The organism is Bacteroides sp. 1_1_14, assembly GCF_000162515.1.
GTDB lineage: Bacteria > Bacteroidota > Bacteroidia > Bacteroidales > Bacteroidaceae > Bacteroides > Bacteroides thetaiotaomicron.
The window spans coordinates 265,632-279,339 of sequence record NZ_GG774704.1; the positions used below are offsets into that span (position 1 = coordinate 265,632).

The 13,708-nt window shown below is 45.0% G+C and carries 8 protein-coding genes; 5 read left to right on the top strand and 3 right to left on the bottom strand.

Features of this window, described 5'->3' with window-relative positions; all coding sequences use genetic code 11:
• Positions 1-35 precede the first annotated feature (35 nt).
• From HMPREF9007_RS16710 to HMPREF9007_RS16690, 5 genes are all read left to right on the top strand, one after another.
• Positions 36-1,367, top strand: a complete 1,332-nt coding sequence (locus tag HMPREF9007_RS16710; protein WP_008760938.1) for a mechanosensitive ion channel domain-containing protein — start codon at positions 36-38, stop codon at positions 1,365-1,367.
• A 60-nt stretch (positions 1,368-1,427) separates the two neighbouring features.
• A complete protein-coding gene (locus HMPREF9007_RS16705; RefSeq protein WP_008760939.1) occupies positions 1,428-2,324 on the top strand; it encodes an AraC family transcriptional regulator in 897 nt (298 codons plus the stop codon).
• Between the two features lie 480 nt (positions 2,325-2,804).
• Positions 2,805-5,519 carry a TonB-dependent receptor gene (locus tag HMPREF9007_RS16700; RefSeq protein WP_008760940.1) on the top strand — a complete coding sequence of 905 codons (2,715 nt, stop codon included), beginning with the start codon at positions 2,805-2,807 and terminating at the stop codon, positions 5,517-5,519.
• A 43-nt stretch (positions 5,520-5,562) separates the two neighbouring features.
• A complete protein-coding gene (locus HMPREF9007_RS16695; protein WP_008760941.1) occupies positions 5,563-6,774 on the top strand; it encodes a hypothetical protein in 1,212 nt (403 codons plus the stop codon).
• A 269-nt stretch (positions 6,775-7,043) separates the two neighbouring features.
• A complete protein-coding gene (locus HMPREF9007_RS16690) occupies positions 7,044-9,839 on the top strand; it encodes an ATP-binding protein (protein ID WP_008760942.1) in 2,796 nt (931 codons plus the stop codon).
• A gap of 49 nt (positions 9,840-9,888) precedes the next feature.
• On the opposite strand, the gene HMPREF9007_RS16685 is transcribed toward HMPREF9007_RS16690, so the two are convergent.
• The 3 genes from HMPREF9007_RS16685 to HMPREF9007_RS16675 form a co-directional block, all read right to left on the bottom strand.
• A complete protein-coding gene (locus HMPREF9007_RS16685; protein WP_008760943.1) occupies positions 9,889-11,331 on the bottom strand; it encodes an NADH-quinone oxidoreductase subunit N in 1,443 nt (480 codons plus the stop codon).
• Between the two features lie 37 nt (positions 11,332-11,368).
• Positions 11,369-12,853 (bottom strand): NADH-quinone oxidoreductase subunit M, encoded by a 1,485-nt coding sequence (locus HMPREF9007_RS16680; RefSeq protein WP_008760944.1) that lies wholly within the window; start codon positions 12,851-12,853, stop codon positions 11,369-11,371.
• An 89-nt stretch (positions 12,854-12,942) separates the two neighbouring features.
• Positions 12,943-13,708 (bottom strand): proton-conducting transporter membrane subunit (locus HMPREF9007_RS16675; RefSeq protein ID WP_008760945.1); only part of this gene is annotated, 766 nt, incomplete at its 5' end.

Here is a 13,708-nt window from a genome sequence, read left to right on the forward strand (position 1 = left end):
CTAATAAGGGAATAAACTAAAAGAGATACTATTTTATGAAAGAAGTGATTGATACAGTGAGTGTGGCATTGGCAAATGGAGATACGGAGAATGTTGGCAATGTCGTGATGCAGGAGGTCAACCGTACGTTGCTCTCGGCAGGTGTGGATGAAGTATGGGCGGACAAAATAGATAATCTGATCGTATTGCTGTTTATTATCGGAATAGCCTTGTTGGCTAACATAATCTGCCGTAAAATCATTTTACGGGTGGTAGCCAAGTTGGTGAAGCAGACCAAAGCTACCTGGGACGACATTGTATTCAACCATAAAGTGATGGTGAATGTCAGCCGGATGGTAGCGCCTATCCTGATTTATATCGCCATTCCTATCGCATTCCCCGAGCATGCGGATTCTGATTTGCTCGATTTTCTGCGGCGTCTCTGTCTGATATATATCATTGCCGTTTTTCTTCGTTTCATCAGCGCTTTGTTTACGGCTGTCTATCAAGTCTACAGTGAGCGGGAGCAGTATCGGGACAAACCGTTGAAAGGACTTTTGCAGACGGCGCAAGTGATTCTTTTCTTTATAGGAGCCATCATTATTATAAGCATTCTGATCAATCAGAGCCCGATGGTCTTGCTGACCGGATTGGGAGCGTCTGCCGCTATTCTGATGTTGGTTTTCAAAGATAGTATCATGGGATTTGTATCCGGTATTCAGCTTTCTGCCAACAATATGCTGAAGGTGGGCGACTGGATCACCATGCCGAAATATGGTGCGGACGGCACAGTGATAGAAGTAACGCTGAATACCGTGAAGGTGCGTAATTTCGATAATACGATTACGACCATTCCTCCTTACCTGCTGATCAGCGATTCTTTTCAGAACTGGCAGGGAATGCAGGAGTCCGGCGGACGCCGGGTGAAGCGTTCCATTAATATCGATATGACAAGCGTGCGCTTTTGTACTCCCGAAATGCTGGAAAAATATCGCAAGATACAGTTGCTGGCAAATTACGTAGATGAAACGGAGAAAGTGGTAGAAGAATATAATAAGGAGCATGATATTGATAATTCCGTGTTGGTGAACGGGCGGAGGCAGACCAATCTGGGAGTTTTTCGTGCCTATCTGACCAATTATTTGCGAAGCCTGCCCACTGTTAATCAGGATATGACCTGTATGGTACGCCAGCTTCAGCCTACAGAAACCGGCATTCCGCTGGAACTTTATTTCTTTTCTGCCAACAAAGTATGGGTTGCTTACGAAGGCATACAGGCAGACGTGTTCGACCATGTACTTGCCATCATTCCGGAGTTCGGCCTGCGCGTCTTTCAGAATCCGTCGGGTGAAGACCTGCGACGGATAGGAGTGAAGATAGAACACTGATTTAAAAGATAGAATACTATATATTTTAAGAACGATACATACTGTTAACCATTATTGATTATGAACACACCTATACCCAATCAGATTATCCGTGAAATTACACCTTTGTCTGACAAAGACTGTTTCTATATTGCAGAACGTTATAAGACGGAGTTTACCTATCCGATTCATAACCATTCTGAATTTGAACTGAACTTTACGGAAAAGGCCGCCGGAGTCAGGCGTGTAGTGGGAGATTCCTCCGAAGTGATAGGAGATTATGATCTGGTTCTGATTACGGGCAAAGACTTGGAACACGTATGGGAACAGAATGAATGCCGCTCCAAAGAGATACGGGAGATCACCATCCAATTCTCTTCCGACCTGTTCTTCAAGAGCTTTATCAATAAGAACCAGTTCGACTCTATCCGCCGGATGCTGGATAAAGCTCAGAAAGGACTTTGTTTCCCGATGTCCGCCATACTTAAGATATATCCGTTGCTGGATACGCTTGCTTCCGAGAAACAAGGGTTCTATGCGGTGATCAAGTTTATGACGATCCTGTATGAACTTTCTCTCTTTGAGGAAGAGGCCCGGACACTGTCCAGTTCTTCTTTTGCTAAGATTGATGTTCATTCCGATAGCCGCCGGGTACAGAAGGTGCAGGAATATATCAATCTCCATTATCAGGAAGAAATCCGATTGGGACAGTTGGCAAGCATGGTCGGGATGACTGATGTGTCATTCAGCCGTTTCTTTAAGTTGCGTACGGGGAAGAACCTTTCCGATTATATTATTGATATCCGACTGGGATTCGCTTCGCGGTTGCTGGTAGATTCTACGATGTCTATCGCAGAAATCTGTTATGAGTGCGGATTCAATAACCTGTCTAATTTTAATCGTATCTTTAAGAAGAAAAAGGATTGTTCTCCGAAGGAGTTTCGCGAGAACTACCGGAAGAAAAAGAAACTGATCTAATTTCTCTGTCTCCTCGCATACTTTACTAGTCTGTTTCTCTATTAGGGCTGACTAATAATTAGCTTAGAATCGTGTTGAATTTAGAGTCTTGTTTCCTAAGATTTATTCTTCGGGGGGCTGACATCTATTCTCCGTTAGGTACAAAACTAATCGTCTGACAGTTGTTGTTTTTTCGTCTGACAACTGTCAGACGAAAAAACAACAACTGTCAGACGCAAGTTTAACTATAGTCAGACGATTAATTCTGTGCATGACGGGAGATAAATTCTTTTGATATGCGGATTAAATCTTACGTAGAAGAGGACTAAACCTCATTGGTAAGCGGATTGAAACAGTGTGGTAAGTCATTGATAACAAGTTTGTAACACGATGTAACAAACCTGAAACGGCTATTTCAAACTATTGTATCTGATTCGTATTCATATTGTAATCTCTTGGGTCTACCTTTGCCGACGTAATAAAAACGTAGAGCGAAGTTCGATGAAAAAACTATTTCTTTTAAGATTTTCAGTTGCAGCCTTCTTTTGTTTGTTGTGTGTTCTTCCCGCATTGGCTGCCAATATTAAGATTAAAGGTGCTGTGAAAGATAAACTTTCCAAAGAGCCTTTGATTGGAGCAACGATACGGTTGGTAGGAACTCCTGCCGGAGCCGTGACCGATATGGACGGTAATTTTGAATTGAACAGTACCGGTGTTTTGGAAGGTTTGTATGATATAGAGATTAAATATGTAGGATATAAAACGGAAGTACGTCGTAAGGTCCGTGTAGAAAACGGAAAACTGGCGATTCTGAATCTGGAGTTGGAGACAGATGCGCACGAACTTTCGGACGTTGTGGTGGTAGCAAAGAAGAATCGTGAAAATGAGAATATGTTATTGCTCGAACAGCAGAAGGCGGTCATTGCCGTGCAGGCTGTCAGTGTCAAAGAGCTTTCACGCAAAGGCGTTTCCGATGCGGAAGGGGCTGTAACCAAAGTGGCGGGAGTCTCCAAACAGGATGGAGTGAAGAATGTTTTCGTCCGTGGACTGGGCGACCGCTATAATGCGACTACCTTTAACGGATTTGCCGTTCCTTCGGAAGATCCGGAATATAAGAATATCTCTCTCGACTTCTTCGGAACGGATATTATCCAGTCTGTTGGCGTCAATAAGGCATTTAATGCAGGAGGTATCAGTGATGTCGGCGGTGCGACAATCGACATTGTTTCCAAAGAACTGATTGGCAGCGGAAACCTGAATATCGGCCTTTCCGGAGGACTGAACACGCAGACTGTGACAGCAGACTTTCTGAAGCAGGACGGAGTAAACCTTCTGGGCTTCGCCACTACAACAGAACCCGCCGATGAGAACAACTGGGGATTCAAGAATAAGCTGGACCCCTCCAAGCAGAGCTTGCAGATAAACCGGAGTTATAGCATTTCCGGCGGAAAGCGGTTTCATATAGGGAAAGACAGGAATCCGCTCTCTTTCTTTCTCACTGCCGGACATACCACTGATTATCAATTTACGGATGAAACCATCCGCAACACAACGACGAGCGGTACGATCTACAAAGATATGACAGGCAAGAAGTACACCGAGAATATCAGCCAACTGGCACTGGCCAATGTGGATTATGATATGCAGAACCGTCACCACATGAGTTATAACTTCATGATGATTCATGCCAATGTGCAATCCGTAGGAGACTATACCGGTAAAAACTCCATCTTCAGTGACGATTATGATAATCAGGGATTTACCCGTCGCCAGCAAGCGAATGACAACTTACTAATCGTTAACCAGCTGATGACTAACTGGGGACTGACCAAAACATTGAGTCTGGATGCCGGTGCTTCTTATAATATCGTGAAAGGCAATGAACCCGACCGCCGAATCAACAACATAACCAAAGCGGAAGAAGGATATAGCTTACTCAGAGGCAACTCCCAGCAACGGTATTTCTCCACTTTGGACGAAGATGACATCAACGTAAAGGCAGGACTCATCTACCGTCTGAAAGATAACGTAGAAGAAATCTCTAATATACGCTTGGGCTATACAGGCCGATTTGTAGACGACAATTTCAAGGCGACTGAATACAACCTCACAGTAGGACACGCTTCTTCCATCCCCTCATTGGATAATTTCTCACTCGACGATTATTATAATCAGCAGAATCTCTCTTCCGGATGGTTTACCGTTCAGAAGAACATCGATAAGTATTCGGTCGCCAAGAATATCCATTCCGCTTATGCGGAAGCCACCTACCAGTTTACTCCCCGTTGGATTGTAAATGTAGGAATGAAGTATGACAATGTGGATATTCAGGTAGACTACAATGTGAATAAAGGCGGATCGGAAGGAAGCAACACGATTCAAAAGGATTTCTTTCTCCCGAGTCTGAATCTGAAATACAATCTGAGTGAAAAACACTCCCTGCGTCTCGGAGCGAGCAAAACATATACGCTGCCGCAAGCAAAGGAAATTTCTCCTTATCGCTACGTAGGTGTGAATTTCAACAGTCAGGGGAATGCGAACCTGAAGCCTTCGGACAACTATAACGTCGATTTGAAATGGGACTTTAATCCTACCCCCACTGAACTGATCTCTCTGACAGCTTTTTATAAGCTCATCAAGAATCCGATCTCACGCATTGAAGTGGCAAGTGCCGGAGGATACCTTTCGTATGAAAATATAGCCGATAAGGCAACAGTGACCGGAGTGGAAGTAGAAGTACGTAAGAATCTGTTTGTCCGTCCGCTAAGCAGTGCGGCAAACGGAATGAATAAGCTCTCTTTCGGCTTGAACGGATCGTACATTTATACAAATGCGAAAATGCCTCTGGCAACGGTTACCACCGGATCGCAACTGGAAGGGGCCGCTCCCTGGATCGCCAATTTCGACTTGTCCCACAACTTCACGAAAGGAACTCATAGCTTCATTAATACATTGGTACTCAACTATGTCAGCGATAAGATTTATACCATCGGTACGCAAGGCTACCAAGACATCATGGAGCAGGGAATGATGACGCTTGACTTCGTTTCGCAAGCCAAACTCAACAAGTATGTCTCACTTACGCTGAAAGCCCGCAATCTGCTGAATCCCTCTTATAAGTTGAGCCGTAAAGCCAACGAAAGCGGAGAGAAGGTAGTACTCAGCGATTATAAAAAAGGAATAAATATCAGTCTGGGAGTGTCGTGCACATTTTAAACCGGATAATGAAATAAGATTATTAACTAATTATTAAAGCAAAATGAAAAGATTGTTTGTAAACTTTATGACGTTTGCCGCTATGGCAACTGCACTGACATTCACTGCGTGTAGTAGTGATAGTGACGGAGATGACAATGGAAACGGTAACGGTGGAAATGGCGGAGGAACAGGTAGTTCTATCGTGGTAGGCGAAAACATCCTGTCCGGAACACTGACCGGTGAACAGACACTGGATGCCAAAGAATACATTCTGAACGGAACGGTTATCATCGCCGACGGCGGTCGCCTGAATATCCCTGCCGGAACTACCATCAAGGCGCGTGAAGGTTTCAGCAGTTACCTGCTGGTAGCGCAGGGAGGTAAACTCTATGCCGATGGTACGGCCGACAAACCAATCGTCTTTACGGCAAATACCACCAGCCCGGTATCCGGATATTGGGGTGGCGTGATCATCAATGGTAAAGCACCTATTTCCGGTTCAAAGACCGACAAGAGCGATACGGCACTGACGGAAATCAACAATGACTATAAATACGGCGGCAGCGCAGCTGATGACAACTCCGGTTCATTGACTTACGTGAAAATCTGCTATGCAGGTGCACGTTCCACAGCAGACATCGAACACAACGGACTGACCTTGAACGGTGTCGGCAACGGAACAAAGATTGAAAATATCTACGTACTGGAAAGTGCCGACGATGCAATCGAGTTCTTTGGTGGAACAGTAAATGTGACCAATCTGCTGGCTGTTAATCCGGATGACGATATGTTCGACTTCACACAAGGCTATTGCGGTACGCTGAAGAACTGCTATGGCGTTTGGGAAAGCGACTACACAAGTACGGAAGCCGATCCCCGCGGCATCGAAGCCGACGGTAACATGGACGGTCTGTATCCGGATCACCTGCGTCAGTCTGACTTTAAGGTGGAAAGCATGACTATCGTGAATAATGCTGCCAACACTGCCGATAACGTAGACCGTATGCAAGATGTAATCAAGATTCGTCGCGGAGCAAAAGCTACCATCACCAATGCACTGGTTAAGGGTACAGGTGGAGCTATCGACCTGGTTGATATGAAAGACAGCAAAGGTGCAGGAAACATCGAATCCAGCATTCATATCACCAATGCATTGAGTTTCACAGGGGTGAAGCAGAACGGCGAACTGAATACATTTGTCGAATCGGCAGACAATACGGGTGCAGACGCTTCTCTGTTCGGCTGGACAGGCTATAATTTATCAGCATTCTGATGAAGTAGCCAACGGTTCTTTTTCACAGTAGGTATTACTTTTCGGGCACGGATTGCACGAATTGCACGGTTATGATTTACTAAAACCGTGTAATCCGCGTAATCCGTGCCAAATCATATAATAATGAGATGCGTTTATTACGCTTTTACCTCCCTGGCTATCCCTGCTACTATCCTCTCTCTTCTATTATGAATTATTTCAGATATTATATGTTTCGCTGATTTTCTTTTTCGTATATTTGCTATTCATTATTATACGATCAATCACTTATGCAAACAAACTACGAGCGATACTGTAAAATGTCTTCTTTGGCTCAGATAGGATGGTGGGAAGCGGACTTTTTGGCTGGACATTATGTCTGCTCTGATTTTCTTTGTGATCTTTTGGGACTGGAAGGAGATACCATCTCTTTCATGGATTTCCAGAATTTGATACGTGAGGATTACCGCGAACAGATAGTACAGGAATTTCGGGCCAATGCAAATATCCATAAAGATTTTTATGAACAAACCTTTCCCATCTGTTTAAAAAATGGTGAAGTTTGGCTGCATACCCGTCTGGCTCTTCGTGAGAAAGGTACCGGAACCAATGGAGGTGACAAATCTTTTGGCGTCATCCAGCGTGTTGAGGCGCCTAAAGAAGTGGAACAGAAAAATACCCTCCGGCGTGTAAACGACCTGTTACGCCGGCAAAACTATATATCACAGTCTTTGCTTCGCTTCCTCCATGATGACGATGTAGATTCTTGTATTATGGAGATATTGAATGACGTGCTGAGCCTCTATCAAGGCGGTCGTGTGTATATCTTTGAGTATAACGAAGACTATACGCATCATAGTTGCACGTATGAAGTCGTTTCGGAAGGTGTTTCCAAAGAGAAAAACAAGCAGCAGTCCATTCCGGTTAATGAAACCCGATGGTGGTGTGAGCAGATTCTATCTGGCAAACCCATCATACTGACTTCCTTGAAACAGTTGCCCGAAGAAGCGGAGGATGAATATAAATTCCTTGACGCTCAAGGCATTTGTTCGTTGATGGTCGCTCCTTTGATGGCAGGTGACCGTGTATGGGGATTTATGGGTATAGATCTGGTCGAATCGTATCGTGAATGGAGCAATGAGGATTTTCAATGGTTCTCTTCATTGGCGAATATCATCAGTATTTGCATCGAATTGCGCAAGGCCAAAGATCGTGTTGTCCGCGAACAGTCTTTTTTAAGCAATCTGTTCCATTTTATGCCGTTAGGTTATATACGGATGTCTGTCGTCCGTGATGAAAACGGTCAGCTTCTTGATTATAAGATAACGGATGTCAACAAGGCCTGTTCCCGCTTCTTTGCCCGACCTGCCGAAACGTATATAGGAGTCTTGGCCTCTGAAATATATCCGGATTTTTCTTCACAACTCCTCTTTCTGAAAGAAGTGCTGGATAACAATTCATACAGGGAAAAGGATATCTTTTTCTCGCAGACAGAGCTTTATACCCATTGGATAGTTTATTCTCCGGAAAAAGATGAAGTGGTAGGTCTGTTTACAGATTCCACGGAGGCCGTGAAGACCAATAGGGCACTGGACCGTAGTGAGAAGCTCTTTAAGAGTATCTTTGCCAATATCCCGGCAGGAGTGGAAATCTATGATAAGGATGGATTCCTGATTGACCTGAATAATAAGGACCTGGAAATATTCGGCGTAGAAAATAAACAGGACGTGATAGGAGTCAACTTCTTTGAGAATCCGAACGTACCGCAGCATATCCGTGACCGTGTGCGGGATGAAGATTTGGTAGACTTCCGTCTGAATTACTCTTTTGAACGGGCAGAAGGTTATTATCACCCCGATCGTCGGGATACGATAGATATATATACGAAAGTCAGCAAGCTCTATGATAACGAAGGAAACTTTAACGGCTATATCCTGATTAGCATTGATAATACGGAGCAGATTGATGCGATGAACCGTATTCGTGATTTTGAGAATTTCTTCCTGCTCATATCGGATTATGCAAAGGTGGGATATGCCAAGTTGAATCTGCTGAACCGGAAGGGATATGCCATTAAACAATGGTATAAAAATTTAGGTGAAGAAGAGGATACTCCATTGGCGGACGTGGTGGGAGTCTATCGTAATATGCATCCCGAAGACCGTGAACGTATTTTTGATTTCTATCGGGAGGTCAGAAAAGGAAACCGGAAGCACTTTCAGGGAGAAATGCGAATCTGCCGTCCCGGCAAGAAGAATGAATGGAACTGGATACGTATGAATGTAGTCGTTACGACATACAATCCGGAGGAAAACGAAGTGGAAATCATCGGTATCAACTATGATATTACCGAACTGAAGGAGACGGAGAAAGAATTGATCCTGGCACGTGACAAAGCTGAAATGATGGACCGTCTCAAAAGTGCTTTCCTTGCTAACATGAGCCACGAAATACGTACTCCTCTGAATGCCATCGTCGGCTTTTCCGACTTGCTCGTCGATACGGAAAATATAGAGGAACGGCGGGAGTATATTCAGATTGTGAAGGAGAACAATGACCTGCTTTTACAACTGATTTCGGATATACTCGACCTGTCTAAGATTGAAGCGGGTACATTTGAGTTTACCAACGGAGATGTAGACGTGAATATGCTCTGTGAAGATATTGTCCGCTCCATGCAAATGAAGGTGAAGGAGAATGTCGAACTGATGTTCGATCCGCATCTTGCGGAATGCCGCATTATTAGTGACCGTAACCGACTGCACCAGGTAATCTCCAATTTTGTGAACAATGCGATTAAGTTTACCTCGGAGGGAAGTATCCGTGTGGGATATAAGCAGAAAGGAGAAGAACTGGAGTTCTATGTACAAGATACGGGAGTTGGTATTGACGCAGAGAGTCAGGCACATATTTTTGAACGTTTTGTGAAGTTGAACTCCTTTGTACACGGCACGGGCCTGGGACTCTCCATCTGCCAAAGTATTGTGGAACAAATGGGCGGAAAGATAGGGGTGGAATCCGAACCGGGAAAGGGTTCGCGTTTTTGGTTTAGCCTTCCCTGTTTTGTGGTGATGTCGGAAGAATAGACAAGAATGATGGAGCTGACTTTTTAGTCAGCCCCAAAGAGTCGGTTTCTTATATTCCGAATGATAGTTTATCGATAGACTGATATACGATACTTGCAATACCCAGTCCGATGATGCCCAGTGTGCAGAGCGCCAGTCCCCACTTTGTACAGCGGTCGCTGCGGAAAGTCGGAATCGGGTTATCGGAAGGCGTGATATACATTGCTTTTACAATCAGCAGATAGTAGTACAATGAAATCACGGTATTAACCAGTGCAATGAATACCAGCAAGTGGAAGCCCGCTTCGAAAGCTGCCATGAAAATAAAGAACTTCGAGAAGAATCCGGCAAACGGAGGAATACCTGCCAGTGAGAACAGCGAAATAGTCATCAGAAAAGCCATTTTCGGGTTCGTCTTGTAGAGTCCTGCATAATCTTCGAGGGTAAACTTCTGACTGCGTAATGCTACGATAGTGATGACGGCAAATACTCCGAGATTGGCAGCGGCATATACAAGTATGTAATATACCATGGCGGTCATTCCCTGTGCCGTTCCTCCGATTACACCCAGCATGATATATCCTGCCTGCGAAATACTGGAGAACGCCATCAGACGTTTCAGATTCTGCTGGCGGATAGCGAATATATTGGCGATGGTGATAGAAGCGATAGTCACCCAGTAAAGTACTTCTTGCCAGTCATGTATCATCGGTGCGAATACTTTGATCAGAATTGCCATCAGCACAAATGCTGCCGAACCTTTGGAGATAACACTCAGATAGGCGGTAACCGTACTCGGTGCACCTTCGTAAACATCTGCCGTCCATAAATGGAACGGAACCAGAGAGAGCTTGAACGCCATACCGGTAAAGAAGAATACAAAAGCCATGATTTGCAACGGATTTCCATCGATATGAGCAGGAAGATCATCGAAATACAGTGTTCCTGCGGAACCGTAAATCATTGACAGTCCAAACAGTAACAGTGCGCTGGAGAAAAGTGCGGTAAGGATATACTTGGCACCGGCTTCAGCGGAGTTATGGCGGTATTTGTCGAAAGCGATCAAGGCTGCCATCGGGATGGAAGCTGTCTCCAGTCCGATGAAGAACATCAGGAAGTGTCCGGCAGAAATCATGAGATACATACCGAACAGGGTGGAGAGTGTAAGTACATAGAACTCACCTTGCTTGAATGAAGTATCGTCGCGTTTCATCCATTCGTGTGCCATCAGGAAAACAATCAGCGTGCCTATGTTCAGGATTGATTTGACAACCGTGTGCATGGGTACATAGTGATACATACCGCCAAAAATGTCGGCAGCTGTGCTTGGAACCAGATTGATCGCTGTATGGATGGCCATCAGGATAACTGGCAGCATGGTGTTCAAAACGGGTCTCGTCCCTTTTTGCTTGTGTGCGTCCGGACTCATGAAGAGATCGGCAAGGAACAGCAATAGTAAAACTGCTACGAGCGACAGCTCTTCCCGCATATGTAGAAATTGTGAATAATCCATCTTTATAAATTAAGAATTAAAGATTAAAAAATAAAGGTTATGGGATGAGTTGTGAGACTACAGGGAGTACACTTTCACCAATCATGTGGCTTACCCAGAAAGGAGCCATACCCAGTCCGGCTACACAAACGATGAGGCAGATAACAGCTACCCGTTCATCCCAGGTTGCGTCTGTCAGCGCAAGATGATGTTTGTTGGTGCAGGTACCGTACAGAATCTTGCCTACCAGACGCAGGATATAAACTGCCGTGATCACGATGGATGAACAAGCGATGATGGTCAGTGTACGGTGGAATACGTCGTTGTTCTGGAAAGAACCTACGAAGATAGTCATTTCGGCAATGAACCCGCTTAATCCCGGCAAACCGAGATTGGCAAGACCGGCAATCACATAACATACGCTGAGGAACGGCATTACTTTCATTAATCCGGTAAGCTCGCGGACATCACGTGTGTGTGTACGTCCATAAATCATACCGATCAGGGCAAAGAACAAGGCTGTCATCAATCCGTGGGAAAGCATCTGAAGAATGGCTCCTGTCGCAGCAGTCTGATTCAGCATCAGAATGGCGAAAAGTACCAGTCCGCAGTGAGAGACGGAAGAGTAAGCGTTGATGTATTTCAAGTCTGTCTGTACGCAAGCGGAGAATGCTCCGTAAACAACGGAGATACCAGTCAGTATCAGGAATATCCATGAAAGTTCGTTAGCGGCTTCCGGCATCAGATACATGGCGATACGGAAACATCCGTAACCTCCCAGTTTCATCAGTACTCCGGCGTGAAGCATGGATACAGCTGTCGGGGCGGAAGCGTGACCATCGGGACTCCATGTGTGGAACGGGAAAAGAGCACCCAGCACACCGAACCCGAGGAAGGTAAGCGGGAACCAGATACATTGCTGTGCAAAAGGAATATTATGTAGCTGTGCTATTTCCAGCAGGTTCATGGTGGTAGCTCCCGAACCGAAATAGATTCCGAGAATACCGATCAGCAGGAAAGCGGAACCGCCCATCAGCATAAGGGTCAGCTTCATGGCTGCATATTCTTTACGTCCCGAACCCCATACACCGATCAGCAGGTACATAGGAATCAGCGCGATTTCGTAGAACATGAACATGGTGAATAAGTCGATGGATATAAAGAATCCGAAGACTCCCATAGACAACAACGTGAACCAGAGGAAATATTCTTTTGTCAGAGGTTGCAGACGCCAGGAGGCGAAAGTACCTGTGAATACAATAACGGCAGACAATAACAACATGGCTACCGAAATACCGTCAACGCCTACCGAGTAGGAGATGTGAAGCGGTGCATACCAGAGTGTATCCGCACGGAATAGCATTTCTGCCGTGTTGCCGGCACTGCGTTCTCCCAAATACATAAAGGTAAGTACGACGGAGGCAATCAGAAGTGCCGATGCGCCGGTAACCATAACCCACCGAATCGCTTTGATTCCCCGTGCTGCCCAAAGTCCGGCAAGCATCAGTAAGGGGATGAGTACGAAGATTGATAAAAAATTCATAATTGAATTATTAAGTTTTAAGTATTAAGTATTAATTCGCAGCGACTTGTTGCGCAGCTTAATATCTAATACCTGATAGTTAATACTTGCTATAGAACTAACAGCAGGATAAGCGCCAGCGCTCCGCAAAGGAACACGTATGCGTATTGCTGTACCTGACCGCTTTGAAGACCACGTATCTCGTCGCTTGTCGTATTCGTAGCCCATGCCAGGAAATTAAAGAATCCATCCACTACATGACGGTCGAACCATGCGATAGGAGTCGAAATGCAACGGAAGATGATCTTATGCGTAATAAACTGGTATATATCATCAATATAAAAACGATGATAAGCAGCTGTCCACAATCCATTGAACCGTTTGGCAAGTGCATTGGCAACAGGCTGTTTGGCATTCTTATACATCCATGTGGCAATCCCGATAGAAATAATCGCAATTACAACGCTTGTGACAGCTACCGACAGATCGAGGTGAATAGAGTAAGACTCCCCATTCGAACTGATAAAATGTCCGAAAGGAATGAACCCTGCACCACAAGTAACAACCGCCAGAAACATCAACGGAAAAGTCATAGCCAACGGACTCTCATGCGGGGTGTGATGAGCATGAAGCTCTTTATTTTCTTTGCCCCAGAAGATGCCGTAGTAGAGGCGGAACATATAGAAGGCGGTCATTGCGGCGATTACTGTCATCACCCAACCCATTGCAGGGCTATATTGGAAGCAGGCAGCCAAAATCTCATCTTTTGAGAAGAAACCGGAGAACGGAGGAATACCGGCAATGGCGAGACAGGCAATCAGGAATGTCCAGTGAGTAATAGGCATGTATTTGCGTAGTCCTCCCATGGCTGACATT

Excerpts from the sequence above, each read along its gene's own strand:
- HMPREF9007_RS16705 (WP_008760939.1), top strand. The coding sequence starts at position 1,428 with ATGAACACACCTATACCCAATCAGATTATCCGTGAAATTACACCTTTG.
- HMPREF9007_RS16700 (WP_008760940.1), top strand. The coding sequence starts at position 2,805 with ATGAAAAAACTATTTCTTTTAAGATTTTCAGTTGCAGCCTTCTTTTGT.
- HMPREF9007_RS16695 (WP_008760941.1), top strand. The coding sequence starts at position 5,563 with ATGAAAAGATTGTTTGTAAACTTTATGACGTTTGCCGCTATGGCAACT.
- HMPREF9007_RS16690 (WP_008760942.1), top strand. The coding sequence starts at position 7,044 with ATGCAAACAAACTACGAGCGATACTGTAAAATGTCTTCTTTGGCTCAG.
- HMPREF9007_RS16680 (WP_008760944.1), bottom strand. The coding sequence starts at position 12,853 with ATGAATTTTTTATCAATCTTCGTACTCATCCCCTTACTGATGCTTGCC.
- HMPREF9007_RS16685 (WP_008760943.1), bottom strand. The coding sequence starts at position 11,331 with ATGGATTATTCACAATTTCTACATATGCGGGAAGAGCTGTCGCTCGTA.
- HMPREF9007_RS16710 (WP_008760938.1), top strand. The coding sequence starts at position 36 with ATGAAAGAAGTGATTGATACAGTGAGTGTGGCATTGGCAAATGGAGAT.